This is a genomic window from Acinetobacter sp. YH01025 (assembly GCF_013420185.1).
Classification (GTDB): Bacteria; Pseudomonadota; Gammaproteobacteria; order Pseudomonadales; family Moraxellaceae; genus Acinetobacter; species Acinetobacter indicus.
Map to the genome: position 1 here is coordinate 326037 of NZ_VOYR01000001.1, position 26027 is coordinate 352063.

At 47.1% G+C, this 26027-nt stretch carries 21 protein-coding genes and 1 tRNA gene; 18 read left to right on the forward strand and 4 right to left on the reverse strand.

All coding sequences use genetic code 11. The features are described from left to right. Positions 1–33: 33 nt before the first annotated feature. Entirely contained in the window at positions 34–2646 is a 2613-nt protein-coding gene (locus FTT89_RS01535) for a Lon protease family protein (protein WP_218946674.1), read from the reverse strand. A 202-nt stretch (positions 2647–2848) separates the two neighbouring features. Between FTT89_RS01535 and FTT89_RS01540 the strand changes: the two genes are divergently transcribed. The 4 genes from FTT89_RS01540 to rpmE all read left to right on the forward strand — a co-directional run bounded on the left by FTT89_RS01540 (position 2849) and on the right by rpmE (position 6979). Then, positions 2849–5005 carry an MFS transporter gene (locus FTT89_RS01540; protein WP_180006835.1) on the forward strand — a complete coding sequence of 719 codons (2157 nt, stop codon included), beginning with the start codon at positions 2849–2851 and terminating at the stop codon, positions 5003–5005. A gap of 1 nt (position 5006) precedes the next feature. Continuing rightward, positions 5007–5408 (forward strand): lactoylglutathione lyase, encoded by a 402-nt coding sequence (gene gloA, locus FTT89_RS01545; protein ID WP_005176820.1) that lies wholly within the window; start codon positions 5007–5009, stop codon positions 5406–5408. 156 nt (positions 5409–5564) lie between these two features. Beyond that, complete coding sequence (locus FTT89_RS01550; RefSeq protein WP_104488747.1) at positions 5565–6545, forward strand: bile acid:sodium symporter family protein; 981 nt, start codon at positions 5565–5567, stop codon at positions 6543–6545. A 206-nt stretch (positions 6546–6751) separates the two neighbouring features. Beyond that, positions 6752–6979 carry a 50S ribosomal protein L31 gene (gene rpmE, locus FTT89_RS01555; RefSeq protein WP_005176824.1) on the forward strand — a complete coding sequence of 76 codons (228 nt, stop codon included), beginning with the start codon at positions 6752–6754 and terminating at the stop codon, positions 6977–6979. 71 nt (positions 6980–7050) lie between these two features. Here the strand turns inward: rpmE and FTT89_RS01560 are convergent, their stop codons facing one another. The 3 genes from FTT89_RS01560 to epmB are packed head-to-tail and all read right to left on the reverse strand — an operon-like array spanning position 7051 to position 11932. Further along, on the reverse strand, positions 7051–9168 hold the full coding sequence (locus FTT89_RS01560; protein ID WP_168381852.1) for an EAL domain-containing protein: 2118 nt from the start codon (positions 9166–9168) through the stop codon (positions 7051–7053). Next, the gene (locus FTT89_RS01565) at positions 9150–10895 is read right to left on the reverse strand and encodes a GTPase (RefSeq protein WP_180006834.1); all 1746 of its coding nucleotides are present in this window, start codon (positions 10893–10895) and stop codon (positions 9150–9152) included. The genes FTT89_RS01560 and FTT89_RS01565 overlap by 19 nt, the downstream gene beginning before the upstream one ends. 20 nt (positions 10896–10915) lie before the next feature. Continuing rightward, positions 10916–11932 (reverse strand): EF-P beta-lysylation protein EpmB, encoded by a 1017-nt coding sequence (gene epmB / locus FTT89_RS01570; RefSeq protein WP_104471883.1) that lies wholly within the window; start codon positions 11930–11932, stop codon positions 10916–10918. Between the two features lie 377 nt (positions 11933–12309). Between epmB and efp the strand changes: the two genes are divergently transcribed. From efp to FTT89_RS01640, 14 genes are all read left to right on the forward strand, one after another. Further along, positions 12310–12879, forward strand: coding sequence for an elongation factor P (efp, locus tag FTT89_RS01575; protein WP_005176835.1), 570 nt, complete (start codon positions 12310–12312; stop codon positions 12877–12879). A gap of 171 nt (positions 12880–13050) precedes the next feature. Further along, complete coding sequence (locus tag FTT89_RS01580) at positions 13051–15150, forward strand: carbon starvation CstA family protein (RefSeq protein WP_005176837.1); 2100 nt, start codon at positions 13051–13053, stop codon at positions 15148–15150. 11 nt (positions 15151–15161) lie between these two features. Then, the gene (locus FTT89_RS01585) at positions 15162–15461 is read left to right on the forward strand and encodes a YbdD/YjiX family protein (protein ID WP_005176838.1); all 300 of its coding nucleotides are present in this window, start codon (positions 15162–15164) and stop codon (positions 15459–15461) included. A gap of 97 nt (positions 15462–15558) precedes the next feature. Further along, entirely contained in the window at positions 15559–16509 is a 951-nt protein-coding gene (locus FTT89_RS01590; RefSeq protein WP_005176839.1) for a MoxR family ATPase, read from the forward strand. A gap of 2 nt (positions 16510–16511) precedes the next feature. After that, entirely contained in the window at positions 16512–17423 is a 912-nt protein-coding gene (locus FTT89_RS01595; protein WP_005176842.1) for a DUF58 domain-containing protein, read from the forward strand. Positions 17424–17425: 2 nt separating this feature from the next. Continuing rightward, positions 17426–19435, forward strand: coding sequence for a DUF3488 and transglutaminase-like domain-containing protein (locus FTT89_RS01600; RefSeq protein ID WP_168398839.1), 2010 nt, complete (start codon positions 17426–17428; stop codon positions 19433–19435). 31 nt (positions 19436–19466) lie between these two features. After that, a tRNA-Val gene (locus tag FTT89_RS01605) sits at positions 19467–19543 on the forward strand. Between the two features lie 208 nt (positions 19544–19751). Continuing rightward, entirely contained in the window at positions 19752–20180 is a 429-nt protein-coding gene (locus FTT89_RS01610; protein ID WP_005176977.1) for an I78 family peptidase inhibitor, read from the forward strand. A 208-nt stretch (positions 20181–20388) separates the two neighbouring features. Then, on the forward strand, positions 20389–20625 hold the full coding sequence (locus tag FTT89_RS01615) for a hypothetical protein (protein WP_180061330.1): 237 nt from the start codon (positions 20389–20391) through the stop codon (positions 20623–20625). A 344-nt stretch (positions 20626–20969) separates the two neighbouring features. Then, a complete protein-coding gene (locus FTT89_RS01620) occupies positions 20970–22292 on the forward strand; it encodes an NCS2 family permease (RefSeq protein WP_180061331.1) in 1323 nt (440 codons plus the stop codon). 68 nt (positions 22293–22360) lie between these two features. Continuing rightward, a complete protein-coding gene (locus tag FTT89_RS01625; protein ID WP_168381847.1) occupies positions 22361–23359 on the forward strand; it encodes an adenosine deaminase in 999 nt (332 codons plus the stop codon). A gap of 145 nt (positions 23360–23504) precedes the next feature. Continuing rightward, on the forward strand, positions 23505–24263 hold the full coding sequence (locus FTT89_RS01630) for a mannosyl-3-phosphoglycerate phosphatase (RefSeq protein WP_180061332.1): 759 nt from the start codon (positions 23505–23507) through the stop codon (positions 24261–24263). 13 nt (positions 24264–24276) lie between these two features. Continuing rightward, positions 24277–25488, forward strand: coding sequence for a glycosyl transferase (locus FTT89_RS01635; protein WP_180006831.1), 1212 nt, complete (start codon positions 24277–24279; stop codon positions 25486–25488). Positions 25489–25590: 102 nt separating this feature from the next. Further along, complete coding sequence (locus tag FTT89_RS01640) at positions 25591–25968, forward strand: hypothetical protein (RefSeq protein ID WP_005177001.1); 378 nt, start codon at positions 25591–25593, stop codon at positions 25966–25968. Positions 25969–26027: the final 59 nt, after the last annotated feature.

The window sequence follows — 26027 nt, forward strand, 5'->3', positions numbered from 1 at the left end:
TTTCGGCGCTTTTTTGCTTTTTTAGACCGGCCATTATGAGCCAGTCTGGTTACGGGCATCTTCTATCGGAATAGCCTCAATTGCTGCTTCAGCCGGTTGATCTTTTTTCTTGGCCTTTTTTTCTTTCTTAGCTTTTTTCTTTTTCTTCGGCTCTTCCTCTTCAATTTCTGCGCCATCTTCAATGGCTTGCCAGTATTCCAGCTGCGCCATCACCATGTCATAAATCGAGCCTTTGCTATAACGGCCTTTTTTGTCCAGTTTTCCGACCGGACGCGCCATCAGAATTTCCAGTGCCTGATCAATCACATCAATGGCATGAATATGGAATTCGCCTTTTTGCACCGCTTCAATCACATCTTTACGCAGCATGAGATGCTGCATGTTTTGACGTGGAATAATCACGCCCTGCTTGCCGGTCAGGCCCTGTAATTTACAGGCATCATAGAAACCTTCAATTTTGGCATTGACGCCGCCAACAGGTTGTACCTGACCCAGCTGGTTCATGGAGCCGGTAATGGCCCAGGACTGATCAATCGGTAACTGGCTGATTGCTGAAATCAGGGCAGACAGTTCCGCAACGGTGGCGCTATCACCATCGACCTGACCATAGCTCTGCTCAAAGGCCAGTGCGGCAGAGAAGTGTAGAATCTGTTCGCGGCCAAAATGGGCTTTCAGGAAGCTGGACATTAACAGCACGCCTTTGGCATGCAGCGAGCCACCCAATTCAACACTGCGTTCAATATCCAGAATATCGCCGCCGCCCTGATAGACCGATGCCGTCAGGCGTGAAGGCAGACCAAACTCGACATCGGCATAATGAATCACGGACAGGGCATTGATCTGACCCAGACGATGACCTTTGGTTTCAATCAGCTGGGTGCCGCGCGACAGGTCCTGCCAGTACAGTTCACGTAAATAGCCTAAGCGATATTTGCGATGATCCAGCGCCATGTTGATATGTTCTTCTGACACCATTTTTTTGCCGGCTTGTACGGCATGATGATGTGATTCCCGAATCAGATCACCTAGCGTTAGCGCATGTAAGGACAACGAGCTTTGGTCTTCGGCCAGACGACTCGAGTCGGTTAACAGCGCGGCCAGGGCAGAGCGGTCAAAGGGCAGTAGTTTATCGGCCTGAACATAATCAGCTATCAGCTGCATATAAGCCTGCTCATTGGTGTCATTACGTTGTAATGTATCGGTGAAGTCGGCACGGATTTTAAAGACGCTGCCCAGCTCCGGTTCGACTTCCAGAATTTCATAATAGATTTCCGGCTCGGCCAGCAGAATGACCTTTAAAGTCAGGGGAATTGATTCCGGCTCAATCGAAATACTACCGGTTAAAGTCAGCATATGTTCCAGTGAGGACAGTTTTAGCTGGCCCGATTTCAAGGCACGTTTCAGCCCTTGCCAGGCATAAGGCTGTTCCAGTAACTGTTCGGCTTCCAGAATTAAAAAACCGCCATTGGCACGATGTAAGGCACCGGAACGGATTAAGGTGAAGTCAGTGGTGATGGTGCCGTTCTGGGTCATCTGTTCCACATGACCGAGCAGGTTGTAGTGGGTCGGGAAATCTTCAAAGATTACCGGTGCACCCGAATTCGGTTTATGCGTGACAACAATATTGGCCTGATAACGCGCTGGCACCCGGCTAAACACTGCCGGAGTGAAGTCATCTTCTTCCTGTTCCAGCACCATTTCAACATTGTTGATAATGTCTTCGGCATAGTATTTCAGATAGTCTTCAAGCCCTTGAACCTCTGAAAATTTATTCAGCAATAAATCAATCCGCGGCATCACCACCTGTTTGGCAATGTCACGATTCAGGACCTGAACCCGATCGCGGGCATCATCTTCCAGATCGCCCAGATGCAGACCCAGACGTTCCAGTTTTTTATCCATATAGCGCATATTGGCGGCAATTTCGGCGCGCTCTTTGCTACTTAAGGCATTGACATCTTCCTGGGTCATTTCCTGCAGCTGGTCATCTTTAAACTGCACCGGAATAAAGCAGTGCTCGTCATTGCGCGAGACCAGTTTTAAATCCAGCGTTTCACCTTCTTTGGTCAGTTCAATGAGGGCCTGTTGCTGTTCATCGCCAGTTTGCTGGCGAATCTGTTCAATGCGGTTGTGATAGGTTTCGGCGCTAAAACGGCGTTCCAGCTGTTTTAAAATGGTCTGCCAGCTCTGATGCAGCTGGGTCTGGAATTTCGGTGCCTGACCGGCCGGCAGTCGCAGGGCAATGGGCTGGCGCGGGTTTTTAAAATTATTGACATACACCCAGTCATTTGGCGTGGCCATGGTTTTGGCATGTTGCTGCAGTAAACGCCGGATCATGGTGCGTTTGCCCAGTCCTGCCGTACCGACCGCAAAAATGTTATAGCCGGAATACGGCAAGGCAATGCCGGCTTCTACCGAAGCACGGGCACGATCCTGACCCAGAAAATTATTTAAAGGTTTAATCCGTTTGGTGGAGGCCGGAATTTTGTCCAGATCCGGAATATGGGTCAGCTGTTCCGGGCTTAAGCGGGTGTTATTAAGTGTCGTTTGAATTTCGGCTTGTTCGAAGGCTGAGGTAAGAGTTTGTTCTGGTTGTAAAACTAATGTTTGTTGTTCGGTAATTGAAGCAGATAAAGAAGAGGTCATGTGCTCGTGTCTTTGCGTCACTGTGAAATCCAAAACGAAATTATTGCAATAGAGATTTAAGGTATACAGGTTTAATAGAAAATTTCAAGCCAGGCCGCTGCATTTCTCCAGAAAATCACAGGGCGTTTGCATAAATCAGGTTGAAACCAAATCCATTAAACGATTGAATAGCAACATTCAGTTTTTTGACAAAAATAATGTAATGACAACACAATCTACAGGATGGAAGTCTGCCTTTACCGCATTTTTAGATCGGCGTGCGCTGATCATGCTGTTTCTTGGCTTCTCGGCCGGTATTCCCATTCTTCTTATTTTTTCCAGTTTATCGTTATGGTTAGGTGAAGCCGGCATTAGCCGTAATGCCGTAACTTTCTTTAGCTGGGCGGCGCTGGGTTATTCATTTAAGTTTGTCTGGGCACCATTAATTGATGAGTTACCAGTGCCATATTTAACCCAAAAACTGGGCCGGCGCCGGGCCTGGCTTTTAATTGCCCAGGTCCTGATTATATGCGCCATCTGTATTATGGCCTTTTCAGATCCGGCCTTAGGGCAGACGCATCTCTACCAGATGGCGGTGGGTGCGGTGCTGCTCGGTTTTGCTGCGGCCACGCAAGATATTGTGATTGATGCCTATCGTATTGAGCTGGCTGAAACCCAGATGCAAACTGTATTGGCTTCGACCTATAACGCCGGTTATCGTATCGGGATGATTGTAGCTGGTGCGGGCGCTTTATTTCTGGCAGCGTATCTGGGCACGGCTAAAGGCAACTATATTTATGAGGCCTGGAAATACACCTATCTGGTGATGGCGGCGGTGATGCTGATCGGGATGTGTACCACGCTGGTGATTCGTGAGCCGGTGGTGGAGCGTGTCCGTAAAGAATATAAACGCAGCGATTATTATCGACTGGTGGTGGTGTTTTTTGTTGCCGTGATCAGTTTTGTGCTGAGTTATATCTATTCCGGTCAGGCGCTGGATGCGCTGAAAAACCAGCTCAGTATTCAGGATTCCTTCCTGCTGTTTACGCTGGAGGCGATTCGCTTTATTGGCTCGGGTGCGGTGGCTTTACTGGTCGGAACTGTGCAGGTCAAACTGGGTGCAGTCAATAAACAGATGGCTTTTGAAACCTGGGTGCATCCGGTCGCGGATTTCTTTAAGCGCTATGGTTTAAAGCTGGCTTTGGTGTTACTGCTGCTGATCGGGTTTTATCGGGTTTCGGATATTATTGCCGGGGTCATTTCCAATGTGTTTTATCAGGACCTGAACTTCAGCAAAGAACAGATTGCTGAAGCAGTCAAAGTCTACGGGGTGATTTTCTCGTTGGTGGGTGGCTTCCTGGGTGGTTTGCTGGCCCAAAAAATGAATATCATGAAACTGATGTTTCTGGGCGCAGTGCTGGCCAGCTCGACCAACCTGATTTTTATTGGACTGGTCAAATCCGGGCAAAGCCTGAGTGATGTGCAGGTGAATGTCGGGGCGCAGCAATATAAGGTACAGGCTGATGAAGCCGGTTACTGGAGCATACAGGTACCGAGCAATGTGCTGGCTCAGGCCAATCAGATTCAGGTACAGGCACAATATGCCAATCAGTCCGATCAGGCACAATTAAGCATGCCGTATTTGCAGCAGACCGGCACAGCCCAAATCCAGTTATTACCGATTACTTCGGATAACCGGATTTCTGTACAGGAAGCCGAGCAAAGTCTGGTGATTCGTGGTCAGTTGAGTGGTCTTGATGCTGCACAGCTACAACCTGAACAGCCGCTGAGTTTGGTTCTGGATGGCAAGGAATATCCGGCCAAGCTGGAAGAGGGTGGCCTGTTTAGTGGCGTGATTGAAGGCCAGCAGTTACAGACAGCACAAAATAGCACGATTCAGGTCCAGGCCCGATTGCTGGATGGCAGTACACTCAGTGCTAACCGCAGCTATCAGCTGGCACCGCAGCATCCGGTGCTGGATATTGATATTCAGGCCTTGACACCGGTGGATATCAACGCTGATGCAGCGGTAGAAGTTCGCGGTAAGGTGATTAAACCGTATAGCAGTTTATGGCTCTATCTGGCAATTATTATTGATAACCTGGCCTCCGGTCTGGCCGGTGCGGCATTTATTGCCTTCCTGTCCAGCTTAACCAGTGTGTCGTTTACCGCTGTACAATATGCGATCTTTAGTTCGCTAATGACCCTCACTCCTAAAATTTTAGGTGGATATTCAGGTACCATAGTCAATAATATCGGTTATCCGAGTTTCTTCCTCATGACCACGCTGCTTGGAATTCCGATTCTGATTCTGGTGGTGTGGGTGGCAAAATTATTGCGTGCTCATGAACACGCTCAAATTCAACAAAAGGACGAATAATATGCGCATGCTGCATACCATGTTACGTGTAGGCAATTTAGAACGGTCATTGCAGTTCTATACTGAAGTACTTGGCATGACTTTACTCCGTAAACGTGACTACGAAGAAGGCCGCTTTACCCTGGCATTTGTCGGCTATGGTGATGAAGACAACCATACCGTGCTGGAACTGACCCATAATTGGGATACAGACAGCTATGAGCTGGGCAATGGCTATGGTCATATTGCCATTGCAGTGGAAGATGCTTACAAAGCCTGTGAAGAAATCAAGGCACGCGGCGGCAATGTGGTGCGTGAAGCGGGGCCAATGAAAGGCGGCGTGACCGTAATTGCCTTTGTGGAAGATCCGGACGGTTATAAAATCGAGCTGATCCAGCAGGATGACAATGCCCGCAATAACTAAGTTGGCGCAGTAGTATAGCGCCACAAAATAGTGAACATTAAGCCAGCAGACTAGCTTTATTGTTCCAGCCCAGTAAGATGGAACTTTACCGTGAGGTAAAACCCGCTGACTGGGCTTTTTTATGTCGATGCAAAAATAAAATCACAGGATGTAGACATGCTAAAACTACTTGCATTGGATCGCTTTACCATATTGTTAATTGTGATGGTGATACTGGCCAGTATCGTGCCGGTGTCTGGACAGGTCGCTGAAGTCTTTGGCGTTATTACCACGGCGGCCATTGCGGTGCTGTTTTTTTTACATGGGGCAAAATTGTCCAGAGAGGCGGTGGTACAAGGCATCATGCACTGGCAACTGCATACGCTGGTGTTTGCGTTTACCTTCTTGTTATTTCCAGTGTTGGGTCTCATGGCCAAACCCGTATTACTGCCATTGCTGGGGCAGGAGCTGTACTGGGGCTTTCTGTTTATGTGCTTCTTGCCTTCTACAGTGCAGTCTTCCATAGCCTTTACCTCGGTTGCACGCGGCAATGTCGCCAGTGCAGTCTGCAGTGCGTCTTTTTCCAATATTGCCGGCATGTTCATTACCCCGGTTCTGGTCAGCCTGTTTATTTTTGGCCAGTCGCAGCACGATTATGATCCGACCTCATCCATTATTCAGATTACCTTATTGTTATTGGTGCCTTTTATTCTGGGGCAATTGCTGCGGCCGTGGGTCTATCCATTTCTGGTCAAGTTCCCAAGTCTGGTTAAAGGCTTTGATCAGGGCACCATTTTAATGGTGGTCTATGGCGCCTTTAGTGGCGCCGTGGTGGCCGGACTGTGGAATGAAGTCAGCGGCACAACGTTACTGATTTTAACTGTGGCCTGTTCGGTACTACTGACTATCATCATGCTGCTGGCGCTGTACATCCCGAAATGGTTGGGCTTTAAACGTGAAGACCAGATCGCGATTTTCTTCTGCGGCTCTAAAAAAACCCTAGCCAGTGGTGTACCGATGGCGCAGATTCTGTTTATTGGCCAGCCTTTGGGCATGATTGTGCTGCCAATCATGATTTTCCATCAAATCCAGCTGATGGTCTGCGGCATTATTGCCAATTACTGGTCGAAGCAGCCTGAAATTGAGGACAAAGAATAATTCGCATATTGGCATAGATTCACGTATAATATGCCCCAACTTGTTGTGCTTAGCTCTGACGGTATCCGTCTCGGTGGGCCAAAAGAATGGTCTGTTGTGGTGTTGGTCTGCGGTTTATCTCGAATAAACAGCTTTTTTCCTCAGTCTTGAGAGTGATCAATTGCGACGACAGCAAAACCTTCTTTAATCTTATGGAGTAATCGACGATGCGCGCCGATATTCACCCAAAATATGAAAAATTAGTTGCTACTTGTTCATGTGGTAACGTGATCGAAACTCGTTCAGCTGTTGGTAAAGACACTCTTTACCTAGACGTATGTTCAGCTTGCCACCCATTCTACACTGGTAAGCAAAAGAACGTTGACACTGGCGGTCGTATCGACAAGTTCAAACAACGTTTTGCTGGTATGTCACGTTCTATCAAACGTGGTTAATACCCAGAATGAAAAAAACGGGCATTTGCCCGTTTTTTTGTGCCTGCACTTCAGGCGAAAAGTACAAGACCTTATTGGTCTTGTACATCAATGAGATGATCCAGTTTCTTCTGGAAGTAATCACCCTGAATATAACGGGCATCCACATTCCAGGCGTTGGCAAACAGGTTCATATCGTTTAGTTCATGTAGCACCACTTCCACCGGCTTGATTTCGCTAAACTGCTGAATCTGTTCCTGTAACTCCTGAGTCGCGCTATCTTGCATCAGTTTGCTGGTCAGCGATGGATGCAGGGTCACATATTGCACATCCAGCTGTTTAAGAATGGATTCGCTATACATCGACTGGCCAAATTCACGGATAGAAATCTCCGCACCATGCTGATGCAGCAAATGCATCTGCTTTTGGGCATCCATCAGGTTCTGGCTCACATCTTCTTCAGAGAATTGCAGAATTAACGGATAAGCCTGCTGACTGCCCACAATGGTAATCAGTTTGGACACAAATTCCGGGAACGCGCGGTCTTGTAACAGCACATGCTTGTTCAGGTTAACAATCAGCTTGGCTTCCGGATATTGGGTAATGAAGTTGTGTAGCTGTTTGCAGGCTTCGACCAGAATCCAGCGATCCAGTTTAATTGAGAGTTCTGGATCTTCAGCCAGATCAACCAGCCCGGTCAGACTTTTCCATTCTGCTTGATGAATAAAGCCGCTGCTGACTTCATAGGTATATAAATTGCTGTCCTGTTTGTCATACAGTTGCTGGTATTTCAGATGAATTTCATTACGATCCAGGCTGTGGCGTAAGGCGCCTAATAGCGATGAAGCAGCGGTTTCGACCACAGGTGCAACCTTTGGCTCGACAATTTCCAGCGACAGATCGGTCATGGATAAATCCAGTCCGAGGCTTTGCTCATCTTTTTGCTGATAAGGCAGTGCGGTTACAAAGGCACGTTCCATCAGCTGTTCAAACTGGGTGCTGTCGGCAATTTCACCTTCTAGTACCGCATAGCCCATACGGAAATTCAGCGGATAACTTTGCCCATTGACGCTCAATAACTGCGGTTTACTCAGTGAGCTGAGACCAATCAGTTTGGAATGCAAAATGGTGGTTGATTCTGCCTGAAACAAGCCAATATAGATCGATGAATTGACCTTGAATAAAGGCACATTGGTCTGTTCTTTCAGGAAGGTTTTAATATTACCGAAATAGTTTTTCAGCGTAACCCAGTCCGATTGCAAGACTTTTTCAGGGCAGGAGGCCAGGGCAAATACCACCAGCGCATTAATTTTGGATGGCTGATTGTTCAGGGTGCGGTTAATCAGCTGATGGGTCGGCTGCTGACCAGCTGTGCTTTCATTGCTGGCCTTGGCTGGTGCTGTAGCAGCTTGCTGAATATCAATGGTCAGCTGCAAGGCATCTTCATCAGTGGCCGGTAAAAATTCTAGCTGTAGCGGATTTTGCGCGGCGACATGACTATTTAAAGAGCTGTAGCTGAAACGGCCTAAATCAAACTGACCTTGCGATACTTTTTTAAAGCGCAGTTTAAAATCGGCTAGATCTTCCGGTTGCAACAGGTCAAGCAAAGGCAGACCAATAATCTCATCTTCATTCTGAAAGCCAAACAGCTGTAAATATTCCTGATTGGCCTGTACATGAATGCCTTCCTGAATAATCGCCACCGCCTTGTTGCTGTCTTCCACCAGAGACTGCGCCTGCGTCTGGGCATTTTCCAGCTCTTCTTTGAGCTGGGCATGGGTTTGCTGCAAACGGCTGAAAGAGAGGGCACGAAGCAGACCCAGATAGAAACTGTCACTATCGTTCAGGTTGACCAGATCATAAATGCCTTTGCGGATGAGGGCGCTATATTGGGTGGCATCATAGTCTTCAGGTTGCAATAACACCAGCGGTAAATTCGGCTGTTTTGAGGCGCGAATCAGGGTCAGGGCCTGATCAATTTTCAAGTCGTAGGCGCGGCCAAAAATCACCACATCCCAGGTTAAATTCAGCTGTTTTTCAAAATTTTGCAGGTCATCGAGCAGGGTGGCCTGCACGGTATGTTCCTGTGCATTCAGCTGTTCGCAAATCTGATTAAAACGGATTTGGTTATCATCGATAATGAGTAAACGTGTTTCGGTACGTTTAAATTTTTTAGATAGTAAAGGATTTCTCACTTCAACGCTTCCCATAAATCTTGATTCTTAACGTCATTCATCTGCTTGTGAATAAAGGCATCGACTGTGGCTTGCTGCTGGTCATTTAACAGTTCAAAGTCAAAACGCATAAAGCTTTGAGTAATGAGTAACGGTTTAATTAAAAAGACTTTAATGTCTTCATCCCCTAAACGCAGCTGTACGGTCTGCTTGTCTCTTAATAATTGAATCCCCGGTAAAATAAGATGAGTGCTGACTTCATTTAGCTGTGAGCTCTGCATGAGCAGGGCAGGATGATAATGCCCGCTATGCCGGTCAGATTTCACATAGACGGCACATGGAATAATGTCCTGCGCCAAAACTTCAAGGCCCAGTTCCAGGGTTTTGTCAGTCGACTGTTTAATCCAGCGAATCACACCGCCACGCCACGGACTTTGCGGATTTTCCTGCACCAGAATAAATTCACCGGTTTTAAGGTTTTTTGGCGTTTCACCTTCCCATTTAATCCGGTAACCATTCACACTGATATCCAGCACTTCCGCGCCGTAAATCTGTTTGGCCTCGCGGTCCAGATTCTGGATTTTACTGATGTCGGCAGTGGCATGACTGTGCATCTGGTTGATGAACTGGCTTTCACTCTGGAACTGGTAATTTTCACCCAGTTGCAGGGTTTCCTGAAAATTCTTGCCTTTAGACAAATAGAAGTGCGCCACGCTTAAGCCAAAACAGATTTTGACCCGGGCCGAATATTCATAACGTTCATGGCGACGCTCAGGATTATGAGTGAGCAGGGTATGAATATGAAAATGCAGGGCCGGAGTTAAAAACAGCTTTTCATTGCGGGAGAAATGTTCGGCCTTGCGGCCCTGATTTTCACTAATATGATCCAGCAGTGCCTGCGTCGAAATAAAAATACCCGGCTCAAAATCACCCGATTGATGCGAGTTATAAATTGGCGGATAGTCTTTGTTGGTATCGACAATATAGCGTGACAGGGTGGTTTCTTTGGGCAAAATCTGAATCAGCTTGACCCAGTCAAAACTGCAGAGATACAGCCCCTGAATTTCGGCCGGACGAATCTGATGGGAATTGAAAATATCCAGCAGGATTAATTGTGCATATGCCTGACTGATATTTTGCAGCTGATGCTGGGTGCCTTGCAGATGGTTAATATTGTTCTGAAGAAAATTGTGCTGCAGCGCGCAGTTAAACAGTTGATGCGCAGTGAGCCATTGCCCGGAAAATGGCGAGCTATATAGCATCTGTTGCTGATACAGCAATAAGGTCAGTTGTTGCAGCGCATAATAGGTGGCCACAGTCCGCGCAGTCTGCAGGTTCTTTTTCAGGTTAAAGGCAAAAATGGAAAACTTCTGCTGGGCCAGCTGGCGGTGACTGCGGCGCGCGATTTCAATATAGACTTTGGCAAAATGACTACGTAACAACAGCGCCAGCTCGATAATGTGCTCATTGCGGTCGCTGCTAATCAGACCCTGGTTAAAAAAGTGTTTTTCCAGGCTGGTCAGGACATTTTCCAGCGTCGGGTGAATGGCCTGAATCAGGTCAAAGCGCAAGGTTTCCTGACATTTGAGTTCAGAAATTTCCAGTAAGGCTTTGAACAAGGCTTTTGACGAGTCCCCAAGCTGTAAAATGGATAAGTCAGCTGCCCACTCCTGAATACTTTTGACAGAATTCTGGCAAAAACTGAGCTGTTCCAATTTCAGCTCAGTGGCAACCTGAAAAATATCTGAATGATTCATATTCATCGTTGTTATTTAACTCAAATTCAAGCAGTTGAAACCCCAAAAAGCGGTGTTTTATTCTTTTCGCCCGCAATTTCCCTAACGAGTTTAGGAACCAGATAACCCGGCAAGTTCGCTAAAACCTCTTTATAAATAAGATCGATGTCCTGTGGCATCAGATCGAAATGATGTGCACCTTTCACTTTATCTAATACATGCAAGTAATACGGCATCACCCCAGCATCGAACAGGCGATAACTTAAATCGACCAGAACCTGAGCAGAATCATTCACCCCACGAAGTAAAACTGCCTGATTCAGGACGGTAATTTGATGTTTCACCAGTGTATTTAATGTACGGCAAGTGAAGTCATCCAATTCTGATGCATGATTTGAGTGTACCACCAGAATAATCCGTAGCCTACTGTTTTTTAATATGGAAATCAGCGCTTCATCGACACGGTTGGGGATTACAATCGGAACGCGTGAATGAATTCTCAAAAATTTAATCTGTGGCAGCGATTCCAGACGTTCGATCCAGCTCTGTAAACGTCGATTGGTTAACGTTAATGGATCACCGCCACTTAAAATCACTTCGTTAATGTCGGGCTGAGATTCAATATATTGTTTGATGTTTAGCCAATCTTCATTTTTAGGCAGGTTGTCCTGATAGGGAAAATGGCGGCGGAAACAGTAGCGGCAATGTACTGCACAAGCCCCGGTCAGGGTCAGTAGAAAACGCGACTTATATTTGTGCAGGACACCCGGTTGCTGGTTGGCCTGTTCTTCACCTAAGGGATCGGTGACAAATTCAGGATGATCTTCCAGTTCCAGATGATGTGGCAAGACCTGTAACAGCAGCGGATCAAACGGATCGGCGACTTTCATTTTTCCGACGAATGCACGCGGCACACGTAATTTAAACTGTTCAGATGCCAGAATTGCGCCGGAGAGTAACTGTTCAGGCGACAGTTGCAGAAGATTCAGCAACTCCTGAGGATCGGTAATTAAATCACTGAGCTGTGATTGCCAGTTTTGCTGTTGATACAAATAGTTTGTCATGCCGGAAAAGAATCATGGAAGTGGGAGGGCAAGGCCTAATCGTGCTAGTTTAACAGTTTGCAGGCGCTGGGAATGTGCTTTGTGTGCGAAAAATCAGGACATCCGGGCCAGGCGGAGTCCAGAACGAGCTGCACTGATTTTAAGCATCTGCCAGTTGGGAATAAAGCCGGTAGATGGATATCTGCTTGTAACTTAGGCAGCAGCGGCCGGTTAAACAAGAATTTTTCATTGCGGCAAGGTATATTGGTCATTTAGAATACGTCACATAAAATGAATGTGCATGTGGCAACTAATGTTCGTGTCAGACTTGCTAAATGACATCGCAACAGCCCGTAGCATCGATAGCTTAAAGTTAGTAAGTTTGGAGTGTGCCAGTCATGGCCAATTATTCTACGAATGAATTCAAGTCAGGCCTTAAGGTTATGCTTGATGGTAACCCATGTTCAATCATGGAAAACGAATACGTAAAACCAGGTAAAGGTCAGGCCTTCAACCGTGTGAAATTACGTAACCTTAAAACAGGTAAAGTATTAGAAAAAACTTTCAAATCTGGTGATTCACTAGAAGCTGCTGACATTGTAGAAGTAGAAATGGACTACTTGTACAACGACGGCGAACTGTGGAACTTCATGGATCCTGTAACATTTGAACAGATCGCAGCTGATAAAACAGCTATGGGCGATGCTGCAAAATGGTTAAAAGACGATTCTAATGAAAAATGTACCATTATGTTGTTCAACGGCGTGCCTTTAAACGTTAGCGCTCCGAACTTCGTGGTATTAAAAATTGTTGAAACTGATCCAGGTGTTCGTGGTGATACTTCTGGCGGTGGCGGTAAGCCAGCGAAACTTGAAACAGGTGCTGTGGTACGTGTTCCATTATTCGTTCAGCAAGAAGAAAGCGTTCGTGTAGATACCCGTACTGGTGAATATTTAGAACGTGCATAATGGTGTAAAAATATACTATTATCGAAGGGATGATGATCAATCATCCCTTTTTTATGCCAAAGTCTTAGAGGCATAGAAAAATAACAGGCGTAAAGTCGCAAAGGAAAACAGCAGTACCTCGAACAACAACAATCAAGCTGATTTAAATGCATCGAAAATATGAGGGATTGAATGGAAACATTACCAACGAAGTCGAGCCTAACTTCGAAAATTATCTGGCTGCTCGTCGCTATTGTGGGTGCAGTGTCTTTCGGGATTCTGGCACTCAGCCGTGGTGAGCATGTAAACGCAGTCTGGCTGGTCCTCGCCGCCGCCTGTGTCTATAGCATTGCTTACCGCTTCTACAGTTTATTTATTGCCAATAAAGTCTTTGAACTCAATGCTAGGCGTTTAACTCCCGCGCATCGCCTGGCCGACGGTTTAGATTATGTTCCGACCAATAAAAGTGTCCTGTTCGGCCATCACTTTGCCGCGATTGCCGGTGCCGGACCGCTGGTTGGTCCTATTCTGGCAGCGCAAATGGGTTATTTACCGGGCACCATCTGGCTATTGGTCGGGGTAGTGCTGGCCGGTGCGGTACAGGATTTCCTGGTGCTGTTTATTTCGACCCGTCGTGACGGCCGCTCACTGGGTGAAATGGCCAAGCAGGAACTGGGCAGCTTTGCCGGTATTATCGTGATGCTGGGTGCACTTGGGGTGATGATTATCATCCTGGCGGTACTGGCGCTGGTGGTGGTGAAAGCCCTGACCAACAGTCCGTGGGGTGTATTCAGTATTGCCGCCACCATTCCGATTGCCATTTTTATGGGCATTTACATGCGTTTTATCCGTCCGGGTAAAATTGCAGAAGTGTCGATTATCGGTTTTGTGCTGATGATGCTTGGCATCATCTACGGTGAAAACATTGCGCAGCATCCGTACTGGGGACCGTTCTTTACCTTGTCAGGGACTGAGCTGACCTGGGCATTGATCATTTACGGTTTTATTGCGTCGGTTTTACCGGTGTGGCTGTTATTGGCACCGCGTGATTATCTGTCAACTTTCTTGAAAATTGGTGTCATTGCAGGTCTGGCGATTGGTATTTTATTTGCCATGCCGGAAATGAAACTGCCAGCGGTCACCAAGTTTGTTGATGGGACTGGTCCGGTATTTGCCGGTTCGCTGTTCCCATTCCTGTTTATTACCATTGCCTGTGGTGCGATTTCCGGTTTCCACGCCCTGGTGTCTTCAGGCACCACGCCAAAACTGGTCAACAACGAACGCGATATCCGTATGATTGGTTATGGCGGCATGTTGATGGAGTCTTTCGTGGCGATTATGGCACTGATCTGTGCCGCGGTGCTTGATCCGGGTGTGTATTTCGCGATTAACTCGCCAGCGGCTTTACTGGGTACGTCGGTAGATACGGCAGCAGAAGCTGTGCGTAACCTTGGTTTTGTGGTCACGCCTGAAGCCTTGACCTTGCTGGCCCAGGAAGTCGGTGAAAACTCGATTCTGTCCCGTACTGGTGGTGCGCCAACCTTCGCAATTGGTATGGCCCATATCATCACCGAGATTTTCAATAGCCGTGAAATGATGGCGTTCTGGTATCACTTTGCCATTCTGTTTGAGGCGCTGTTCATTCTGACAGCGGTGGATGCCGGTACCCGTGCCTGCCGTTTTATGGTTCAGGATACCGTAGGTATTGTGATTCCTGCAGTGAAAAAATCACACAACTTCTTTGGTAACTTGCTGGGCACGGCAGTTGCAGTGGCTGGTTGGGGCTTCTTCGTTTATCAGGGCGTGGTCGATCCACTCGGCGGGATTAACAGCTTATGGCCGCTATTTGGTATTGGTAACCAGATTCTGGCTGCGATGGCGCTCATCCTTGGTACTGTCATCCTGTTCAAGATGAAGAAACAGAAATATGTCTGGGTGACCATCATCCCGACCGTGTTCCTGTTTATCACCTCGATGACTGCTGGCTGGCAGAAGATTTTCCACGAAAATCCGAAGATCGGCTTCCTGGCACAGGCAGAGCGTTTCAATACCGCCATTGCCAATAATGAAATTCTGGCACCAGCCAAAAGTATTGCGGAAATGCAGACTGTGGCAATGTCGAACCAGATTAATGCGGCATTGTGTGGCTTCTTTATGATTGTGGCGTTTGTGATGCTGTTTGCTGCGATTGGGGTGATTCGCCGTGCCTTGGCCAATCCGGAACCAACCGTGCATGAAGCAGAAGCAATTTACCGCGATCCTGAAGATATTCAGCCGGCCAAAGGCCATTAAGGAGCGAGAAGATGAATCTGAAATTTGCTCGAGCGGGTAAAACGGTGATTTATAAAATCATCAAAATGACCGTGATGTCGCAGAAGGATTTAATCCTGAATCCTAAAAACTGGTCGCGGATTGCCACATTGTGGCAGCGTTTGCAGCAAAGTTTCCGGCTGATGGTGGGGGTGCCTGATTATCAGACCTATCTGGAGCACATGCGGCAGCATCATCCGGATCTGGAAGCAATGGATGCCAAAACCTTTTACCGGCACTGTGTCGATTCACGTTATCCATCTTCCGGAAACCTGAAGAAGTGTCCGTGTTAAAAGTCTAGAAATCATCTGATTTCTTTAGAAAAAAAACAAAACGGTGTATGTTAGGGCATACACCGTTTTTATTTGGGGAATGAAGGTGATTTGGGGCATGAAACAGGATAAGAAATCGGAACCAGTACACGATCAGGCGCAGCTCCAGAGCGAGCTGCAGCGCTATGCACCCAAAATCCAGCAGTTCCTTGAACAGGTTAATCAGATTGTTCTGGATAAACAGCAGCAGACCAAACTGGCACTGGTCTGTTTACTGGCCGGCGGCCATGTGCTGTTTGAAGATTTACCCGGCCTGGGCAAAACCACCTTATCCAGCAGTCTGGCGCATTTGGCCGGACTGAAATTTCAGCGGATTCAGTTTACCAATGACATGCTGGCCAGTGATGTAATTGGGGTGAACATGTTTAATCAGAAAGAACATCAGTTTGAGTTTAAGCAGGGCCCGATTTTTACCCAGATTTTACTGGCCGATGAAATTAACCGCTGTAGCCCGAAAACCCAGAGTGCCTTGCTGGAAGCGATGGAAGAGGGTAACGTCACGGTCGATGGTGTACGTTACGAACTGCCGCAACCATTTTGGGTCATTGCTACCCAGAATCCGCTGTTTCAAAGCGGAACCTATGCATTGCCTGAATCACAACTGGATCGCTTTTTAATGCGTTTATCACTGGGCTATCCATCGCGTTATGCAGAAAAACTATTGCTGCAGCAATCTTCCCGGCAGAGCCTGATTGCCAGTTTGCAGCATGTGTTTAGTGAAGATGAAATCCTGGAATTACAACAGCAGGTGCATCGGCTATATGTCAGTGACGCCGTGCAGGATTATATTCTGGATCTGGCCGAAGCCAGCCGTAAAAACCGGCATGGACTATCGACGCGCGGAGTACTGGCCCTGAAAAAAGCCGCCCAGGCACATGCGTTAATTGAACAGCGCAGTTTTGTCACTCCGGATGATGTACAAGCGGTTTTTGTGGCGGTGGTGGCACATCGTATTGGTTTAAGTGAGGGTGAAACCCAGCAGCTGCTGCAACAGGTGCAGGTCAGCTAAGTATGCTCGGGCAGAATTTTTGGCAGCACTGGCTGGAGAAACGTTTTCAATTCCAGCAGAAAAAACGCCTCACGCAAAAAGATGTGCTGGTATTTATTTATCAGCAGGGTTACTTATATCTGGTGCTTATCCTGATTACCTTTGTGGCCGGTATTAACTATGCCAATAACCTGATTCTGGGCTTCTGCTTTTTAATTAGCGCGATTTTATGTATCAGTTTTTATTTGACCTTTAAGCAGCTGCATGGCTTGCAGCTTGAGGTGGTGGCACAGCAGGTCGGGCAGGCCGGGGAAAATGTCCAGCTGCACCTGTTTTTTCAGCAGGATACGCCACAGCTGCGTTATCTGTGGATTCAGGTTGATCAGCAATTACATAAACTGGCGCTGAGTGAAGCCAAACAGCAGTATAGCTTAGCTTTTTATACTGCCCAGCGCGGCAAGTTTCATTATCCGGCCATCCAGTTATATTCGGTTTATCCCTTTGGTCTGGTACGTGCCTGGACCTATCTGTATTTCAATGACTTTGCCTGGATTGCACCGAAAGCGGCGCAGCACACCACTGAAAATAAACACAACCGGCACAATGAAGAACCTGATTTAGATGAATTCCGGGAGCTGCGCAGTTATCAGCTCGGAGATTCCTTGCAGGCAGTGTCCTGGAAACAGGTGGCGCGTGGCCAGGGCTTATACGTCAAGGTCTTTGAGCAATATCAGAATCAGCAGCAGCTTGAAATTGACTATGCGCAGATGCCCAGCACATCGCATGAAGAAAAACTCAGCCTAATGATGGGCCTAGTCGAGCAGTGTGAACAGCAGCAATGTGCCTATGCCCTGTATTTGCCGCAGGTAGAATTACCGGCCGCCTGTGGCGAGCAGCAATTGCTGCTCGCCAAACAACTGTTGGCGCAGGCATAAAGATGAATTCCAGTATCCGTATTTCGATTCTCTCAAGCCTGGGCCTGCTGTTACTGGCACAGCTGATCTATCTGCCTGTGCTGCTCAGTATAATTTTTATCATCATCCTGATTAGTCTGTATTTCAGTCTGCAGCCCGGGCGTCAGCCGATTGCCAAATACTGGACCTTTAGCCTGATTGCGCTGGCGCTGCTGAGTATTTATTTACAGTACCGCGCCTTTATTGGGGTAGAGGCCGGCGTGGCGGTGTTATCAACCTTTTTATTTGCCAAGGCCCTCGAAACCCGAACCCGGCGCGATGTGATTATCCTGTTCAATTTCGCGCTATTTGTCAGTGCCAGTTCCTTCCTGTTTAGCCAGTCAATCTGGATGGCCTTTATGGTCATTTTAAGCCTGCTCAGTTGTCTGATCGGGCTGTATCGCCTGCAAACCAGCGAATTTGAATATCAGGCTTCGGCTGTACAGGCCTTAAAACGCGATGCCCGCCATGTGGGGCGTTTTGTGCTGTATGCACTGCCATTTTTTGTCTTGCTGTTTATGTTTTTCCCGCGGCTACCGCCACTGTGGCATATTCCGATTCCGGAAAATAAAGGTATTACCGGAATTAGTGACAGCATGTCGCCGGGCGATATTGCCGAGCTGTCACAATCTAGCGCGCTGGCCTTTCGGATTATTGGCGATGTGCAGCAACTGCCACCACGGCATGAGCTGTATTGGCGGGCGATGGTGCTGGATGAATATGATGGCCAGCGCTGGCGTAGCAGCTTTGTTAACCAGCAGCCGTTAATGCGTAGCGATGTATTGCAGCCGGCGCATGCGCGTAGTTTTGATTATCAATATCTGGCGGCTGACCCGGGCGTGCGCTGGGTGATGGGGCTGGAGAAATCGGTACCGCTGGAGCGCCGTTATTATAGCCAGCAGGATTGGGGCATTGTACCGCGGCGTTTAACCCAGCGGGTCGAGCCGATTCCGTTGCGCTGGATCGGCGATATCCAGGCTCAGACCGTGAGTAATGCTCATCTGAATTTACGCATCAATACTCAATTTCCGGTACAGCAGGACTTGCAGGCACAGCAACTGGCCCAGCGTTTATTTTTGCACAGCGGACAAGATCCCGAGCGTTATGTGCAGCAGGTGCTGCGCTGGTATCGGGAAAATGGCTTTGTATATACCTTAACCCCGGGGCGATTAGGGCAACATCGTGTTGATGAGTTCCTGTTTCAGTCACGTCAAGGTTTTTGTGAACACTATGCTTCCAGTTTTGTGATGCTGATGCGCTATGTTGGAATTCCGGCGCGGGTGGTCACCGGTTATCAGGGCGGAGAGCTGGCCCCGGATGGTAAAAGCTGGGAAGTACGCCAGTTAGATGCGCATGCCTGGACCGAAGTGCTGTTAAACGGCAAATGGCAGCGTTTTGACCCCACAGCAATGATTAGTCCGCAGCGGGTTGAGCAGGGCATGCAAAACCTGATTGCGGAAGATCAGGCGGTATTGGGCGAGCGTGGCAGTGGCTGGACTTATCGGCATTATCATTTAATGAATAAACTGCGTATCTGGAGCGACTATGCCAGCTATCAATGGCAAAGCAAGGTGGTGGGCTATAATGCCGAGTCGCAGCGGGGCTGGCTAGCCAAACTGGGACTGCATTCCAGCTATGCCAATATCCTAATGCTGATACTGACCATTTTAGGTCTGCTGGGGCTATATATGGCCTGGTTGTATTATCAGCATCTTCGCCGGCAGCCAAAACTTGCCCGGCTGGTGCAGACATTTTCGAAGCCGTTACCGCCTGAATTACAGAAACAGCCTGCTGAAACCTTTAATATGTGGATGTCTCGTTTGGCGGCTCAGGCTGAGTCACAGCAGCATCATGTATTTAAGCAGACCGTGCAGTTATATGAGCAGATGCAGTATGCATCTGAACAGGTTTCTGAGGCAGATTTGAAAAAATTCAAAGCATTGCTGAATTCTTGTGCATCTGCATTGAAAAATCATAGAAAAGGCTTGTCATAAAATTTAAAAGTGAATATGATGCGTCACATATAGGCGTATAGCTCAGTTGGTTAGAGCGCTACGTTGACATCGTAGAGGTCTCCAGTTCGAGTCTGGATATGCCTACCAAATTTTAAAGGCTTATAAGTGAAACACTTATAAGCCTTTTTTTATCTCTGTAATTTCTCCATCCACCAATTTATCAGTAATAGCTCTATATAAGTCAAAGCTGTCCCTCATCAAGACTAACAAGAAGCTTTCTCCCTCTTTTGCAAAAAGACACAGCAGGTCCAGTAAAATTTGCTAGGCTAATATTTTTTATACAAGAATACTGCCCATGAAAAATATTGTTCTTTTTGCTGCGCTTGCAGCCTCGCTTATGGCCTGTAGCACCGTACAGCAACCCCCAGCACAGGTAGGACTTGCCAATCCGGCCAGTCAATATTGTATTGAACAGGGCGGCCGACTGGAAATTAAAGACGAACACAGTGGTCAGGTGGGCTATTGCCATTTGCCAGATGGCAGTATCGTTGAAGAATGGGCGCTGTTCCGTCAGCAGCCAGGCCAGTGTGTGGCAGAAGAAGCCAAAAAACTGATTGGGCAATCGGGCAGTTTGCCACAGAGCGAAATCAAGCAGCGGACCCAGGCCAAAATTGTTCGCAGCGTCCATCCTGGCCAGCCGGTCACCATGGATTATCGCGCTGACCGAGTCACAGTAACCATTGATCCGAACAGTAATAAAATTGTGCAAGCATCCTGCGGTTAAGGCTAAACAGTCCGCCCAGTGCGGACTTTTTTATGGGTGTCAGGAAATTGAAATTTCAATAGGTGAGGGTAGGAGTGAGTTAAAGGCCAATTAAATGCTTGAATTGTTAAAATTTGATTAATACACAAACTGAAAGTTGTGACATGGTTCACATATTGTTTATTTTTCTGTTAGTATAAATTAAATTTGTTTAATAATAGTAAAGAACATGAGGCAAATCCTGATCGTGACCTTTATTGTCATGGTTGTCCTGTTAATGGTCTGGGTGTTTCAGCAGGAACAACACCGCAGACAACAAGAAATGCAGAATATTGTGCAGGAGGCACGCGACTCTCTGCATCTGATTGAACAAGATCGGGCTTCACATCGTTCATCGCTGGATGATCACATGCGACAGATCGAACCCTCTATTGAGCGGGCTGGAAGTTTAGGCCAAAAATACTAATTCAGCATGAAATGCTCTGAATGAAAATTAAAGATAAATTTTAGAAACAATGAAAAATCAGTGTGATATAATTTACCCATTAGACAATTAAATTAGCGTATTTATTTTTTAAATAGTTGATTTAATTATGGTAAGTAAAGCTGCATAAAGTTATGCGGCTTTTTTGTTTAGAATTTATCTGATTTGAGCTGTTAAGGGCTCAAAGCATAATGGCTAAATAGACTTATCCTGTGCGTGTAACTTTTGGCATATCCGTTGCTTGGCAATGCTAGGGGTAGGGATGAATTTTCTCCGTACTTTCGCATCACTGTTGGGTATTTAAGTTTATTTACAAGGGCGAGGTCATGACGACTCCTAATCCATCTTCAGAAAATGTGCTTGAGCGCTTATTTAAGTTAAGCGAAAACAAGTCCAGTTTTCGTACTGAGGTTCTTGCTGGTGTAACCACATTCTTAACTATGTGTTACATCATTATTGTCAATCCAATGATTTTATCCGAAACCGGGATGGATCACGGGGCTGTCTTTGTTGCAACCTGTCTGGCAGCCGCAATTGGCTGTCTGGTGATGGGACTGATTGCCAACTATCCGATTGCGCTGGCACCGGGTATGGGCCTGAATGCCTATTTCACCTATTCGGTTTGTCTGGGCATGGGTGTGCCTTGGCAAACTGCGCTGGCTGCGGTGTTTGTATCCGGTCTGGTGTTTATTGCCATCAGCATGTTCAAAATTCGTGAAGCCATTGTCAATGCCATTCCAATGTCCCTGAAACTGGCCATTGGCGGCGGGATTGGTTTATTCCTGGCCTTAATTGCACTAAAAAACGCAGGCATTATTGTCGATAACCCGGCGACTTTGGTGGGTCTGGGTGACTTGAAACAGCCTTCAGTGCTGTTGGCCTTATTTGGCTTCCTGATGATTGTGGTGATGCACCAATTCAAGGTGCGTGGTGCAATTATCATCAGTATTCTGGTGTTAACGGCTATTTCTACGGCTTTGGGCTTAAGCGAATTTAAAGGTGTGGTCGGTGAAATCCCGTCTATCGCGCCAACGTTCATGCAAATGGACTTTGAAGGTCTGTTTACCGCCAGCCTGATCGGGGTGATTTTCGTCTTCTTCCTGGTCGATCTGTTTGACTCCACCGGTACCCTGGTCGGCGTTTCACACCGTGCGGGCCTGCTCAAAGATGGTAAATTGCCACGTTTGAAAAAAGCCTTATTTGCCGATTCATCTGCCATTGTAGCGGGTGCAGCACTGGGTACCTCTTCAACCACACCGTATATTGAATCGTCTGCCGGTGTTGCTGCGGGCGGGCGTACCGGTCTGACTGCGGTAGTGGTGGCGGTGCTGTTTGTACTGTGCTTATTCCTGGCGCCACTGGCCCAATCGGTACCGGGCTTTGCTACTGCACCTGCCTTGTTATTTGTGGGTGTGCTGATGATTCAGGGCATTGTACATATTGACTGGGAAGATATCACCGAAGCGGTTCCAGCCTTCCTGACCATCGTATTTATGCCATTTACCTACTCAATTGCAGACGGTATTGCCATGGGCTTTATCAGCTATGCGCTGATCAAGTTGTTGACCGGTAAAGCCTCATCTGTGCCGTATATGGTGTGGATTATTGCAGTATTGTGGGCATTAAAATTCGCGTTATTTGGCGGTTAATCCCCAGCAACCATTTTGAGGGTGTAAACTCGGTTTGCACCCTTTTTTTATTTTCATGAGGATGAGAGATGAATCAACTTGAGCTGATTCGCGCCTTACCCAAGGCAGAGTTGCATGTCCATATTGAAGGGACGTTTGAGCCGGAACTGATGTTTGCCATTGCGCAGCGTAATAATATTGCCATTCCATATCAGTCGGTCGAGGAAGTCAAAGAAGCCTATAACTTTCATAACCTGCAGTCATTTTTAGACATCTATTATGCCGGCGCCAATGTGCTGGTACATGAGCAGGACTTTTATGATCTGGCCTGGGCCTATTTTGAAAAGTGTGCAGAAGATCAGGTGGTACATACCGAAATGTTCTTCGATCCGCAAACCCATACTGACCGCGGGATTGCCTTTGCGACAGTAATTAACGGTTTGCAACGTGCCTGTGATGATGCACAAAGCAAACTGGGCATCAGTTCCCGTTTAATCATGTGTTTCTTGCGTCATCTTAGCGAAGAAGCAGCATTTGTAACGCTGGAACAGGCACTGCCGTATAAAGAACAGATTATTGCAGTCGGTCTGGATTCCAGCGAAGTGGGGCATCCGCCTGCTAAATTTGCCCGCGTTTTTGCCAAAGCCCGTGAATACGGTTTCTTGGTGGTGGCGCATGCCGGTGAAGAAGGTCCACCAGAATATATCTGGGAAGCACTGGACTTGCTGAAAGTGAATCGTATTGACCACGGCGTGCGTTCTGAAGAAGATCCGGCACTGATGCAGCGTCTGATTCAGGATGAAATGCCGCTTACGGTGTGCCCGCTCAGTAATTTAAAACTGTGCGTGGTGCAGGATATGCGGCAGCACAATATCCGCCGTTTGTTACAGCAGGGCGTGAAGGTGACGGTTAACTCGGATGATCCGTCGTATTTCGGCGGCTATATGAATGACAACTTTATTGCCATTACCGAAGCGTTAGATTTAAATGCAGATGAGTTAAAGCAACTGGCGATTAACTCTTTTGAAGCCTCGTTCCTGCCAGCAGCGCAGAAACAGGCCTGGATTGAAAAAATCCAGGCGTTATAAGCGCATCTAGCTTCATAAAATGATGAAAAAAATAGGCCTACTTCATGTAGGCCTGTTACTTTATTGTTATAAAAAAGTAAGTTAAACCAATATTAAGCTGAGAATCTTATAGGATTCTAAACAGATAAAGCCAATATAAGTACAGATGCCAAAATTTATAATTTTTACAGATTTAGATGGGACTTTATTAAATCATGATAATTACAGCTATGGGCAGAACACAGAGCTGATCCAGCGATTAATTCCGGATTCTCCGGTTATTTTATGTAGCAGTAAAACCGCAGCGGAAATCCGCCATTTGCAGCAACAACTTGGTTTAAGCGGCATGCCTTTTGTGGCTGAAAATGGAGCATATATTTATTTTAATGCGCAGCATGACTATCAAAGTCCCTTATCCAGTACTGACATTGCTGCACAGCTCCAGCAATTAAAAGCAGACTATGGCTTAAATTTTCAATGCTTTAGTGATTGTGATGCCGTACAGATTGCAGCGCTGACCGGTTTGGCGCTGGACGATGCAGCACGGGCTTTAGAACGTCCGTATAGCGAAGTCATTATCTGGAATCCGGACAGCCGAACCGAAGACGAAGCGATATTGTCGCAACATCTGGCCAGTAATTTGCATATGGTTCATGGTGGACGCTTTAGCCATATTTTAAGCCGTGACTGTGATAAATCGCTGGCGGTGAACTGGCTGAAACAGTTTTATCCGACGCAAATGGTGTGTATTGGGCTGGGGGATAGTGAAAATGATCTCGATATGCTGAAAGCCTGTCAGCATGCTGTGGTGGTCAAACGGCCGTATAAAGCAGCATTGGCATTAGAACACGATTCTGTGTACTTCACCCGGCAGCAGGCACCAGCGGGTTGGGCAGAAGGATTACAGTACTTTTTACAACAATAAACTGGAGAGGATGATGGTCGATTTTGCACAAGAAGGCATGATTACAACAATACATGATTTAAAACAGCGCCATCTACATGAATATGAACAGGAACTTCGCGAATTTACCAAGTCCAAACCGGTCACCTTAATTTTACCTTCCTTATATTCCGAGCTTGAACATCCGGCCTTAACCCAGATTGTCGAAGAGTTGAAAGGCGCTGATTATATCCAGCAGATTATTATCGGTCTGGATCAGGCCAATGCGGAGCAGTTTGCCCATGCGCGGGAATTCTTCTCGGTATTGCCGCAAAACCATGTAATTTTATGGAATGATGGGCCACGTTTGCAGCAGCTGCATCAGCAGTTAAATCAGTTAAATGTCGCGCCTTTGCAGCGTGGCAAAGGTCGTAATGTCTGGTATTGTGCCGGTTATGCCATGGCCGAAGGCAAGAGTCAGGTGGTGGCCATGCACGATTGCGATATTCGTACCTATAAGCGTGACATGCTGGCCCGACTGATTTATCCGATGGTACATCCACAATTCAGTTTCCAGTTTTCCAAAGGTTATTATGCGCGGGTGGCCGACCAGAAAATGAATGGCCGGGTATCACGTCTGCTGGTGTCACCTTTATTGCAGGCGCTGAAAAAAGTCTTCGGGCCGCTGGATTATCTGCTTTATCTTTCAGCCTTTCGTTATCCCTTGTCGGGGGAAATGGCAATTCATGTCGAAGCGTTACGTGACCTGAAGGTGTCGGGCGATTGGGGGCTGGAAATTGGCGTGCTGTCGGAAATTTACCGCAACTATTCCACCAAGCGTATTTGTCAGGTCGATATTGCCGATGATTATGAACATAAACATCAGGAAATCACCACCGCCAATGGGGATGGTGGCCTAAAACGGATGAGCCGGGATATCGCACTGGCATTTTTCCGTAAGCTGGCGGCGCTGGGGGTGCAGGTCAGTCTGGACAATATTCGGATTATCCGCGCGGCCTATTATCGTAATGCGCTGGATCTGATTGATCACTATTATTATGATGCCACCACCAATGGCCTGAACTATGACCGGCACAGCGAAGAAAATGTGGTGGAATTATTTGCTCAGAGTATTGTCGAGGCAGGGGAGCAGTTTATGAATTATCCGAACCAGCAGTCTTTTATTCCAAGCTGGAACCGGGTGCAATCGGCCTGTCCAACGGTATTTGCGGATATGAAGCAGGCAGTTGCCCTGGATAATGCTTAAATTTGCCATTTATTTGTGCATTGCGGTCAAAAAGATAAACCGAATCCGCGCTAAAGCCCTTAAAATAGGCCGGTAAAATGACGCAAAACTGAAGGAAAATACATGAAAAAGTTGGCTTATGTTTTAGCACCGCTGGCATTACTGTTAAGCGCATGTGCATCTACAGGCACCACTCAGCCTACAGCGGCAACAACGACCCAGCAATTGGGCGGCGCAGCACTGAAAATTGCGATTAATGCCAAATGTGTCACCGAGCTAAACAACATTCCGGCATGGCAAACGGCCACCAAAGTCATGACCAGCACCCAAAAGCAAAATATCCAGACTGAAATCTGTGGTTGTGTCAGCGAAAAAGCACCACAAAATGTGACTGCGGTAGACTTGGCGACAGCAGCGATTGACCCGGCAGCGCGTGCCACCATTGTGAGCAATGTTGTATCAAAAACCATTCATGCTTGTGTGCAAGAAGCAGTACAATAAGCGCAAGATGAAAGAAATAGGCTGACAGGTTCAGCCTATTTTATTGAAGGTAATAATGT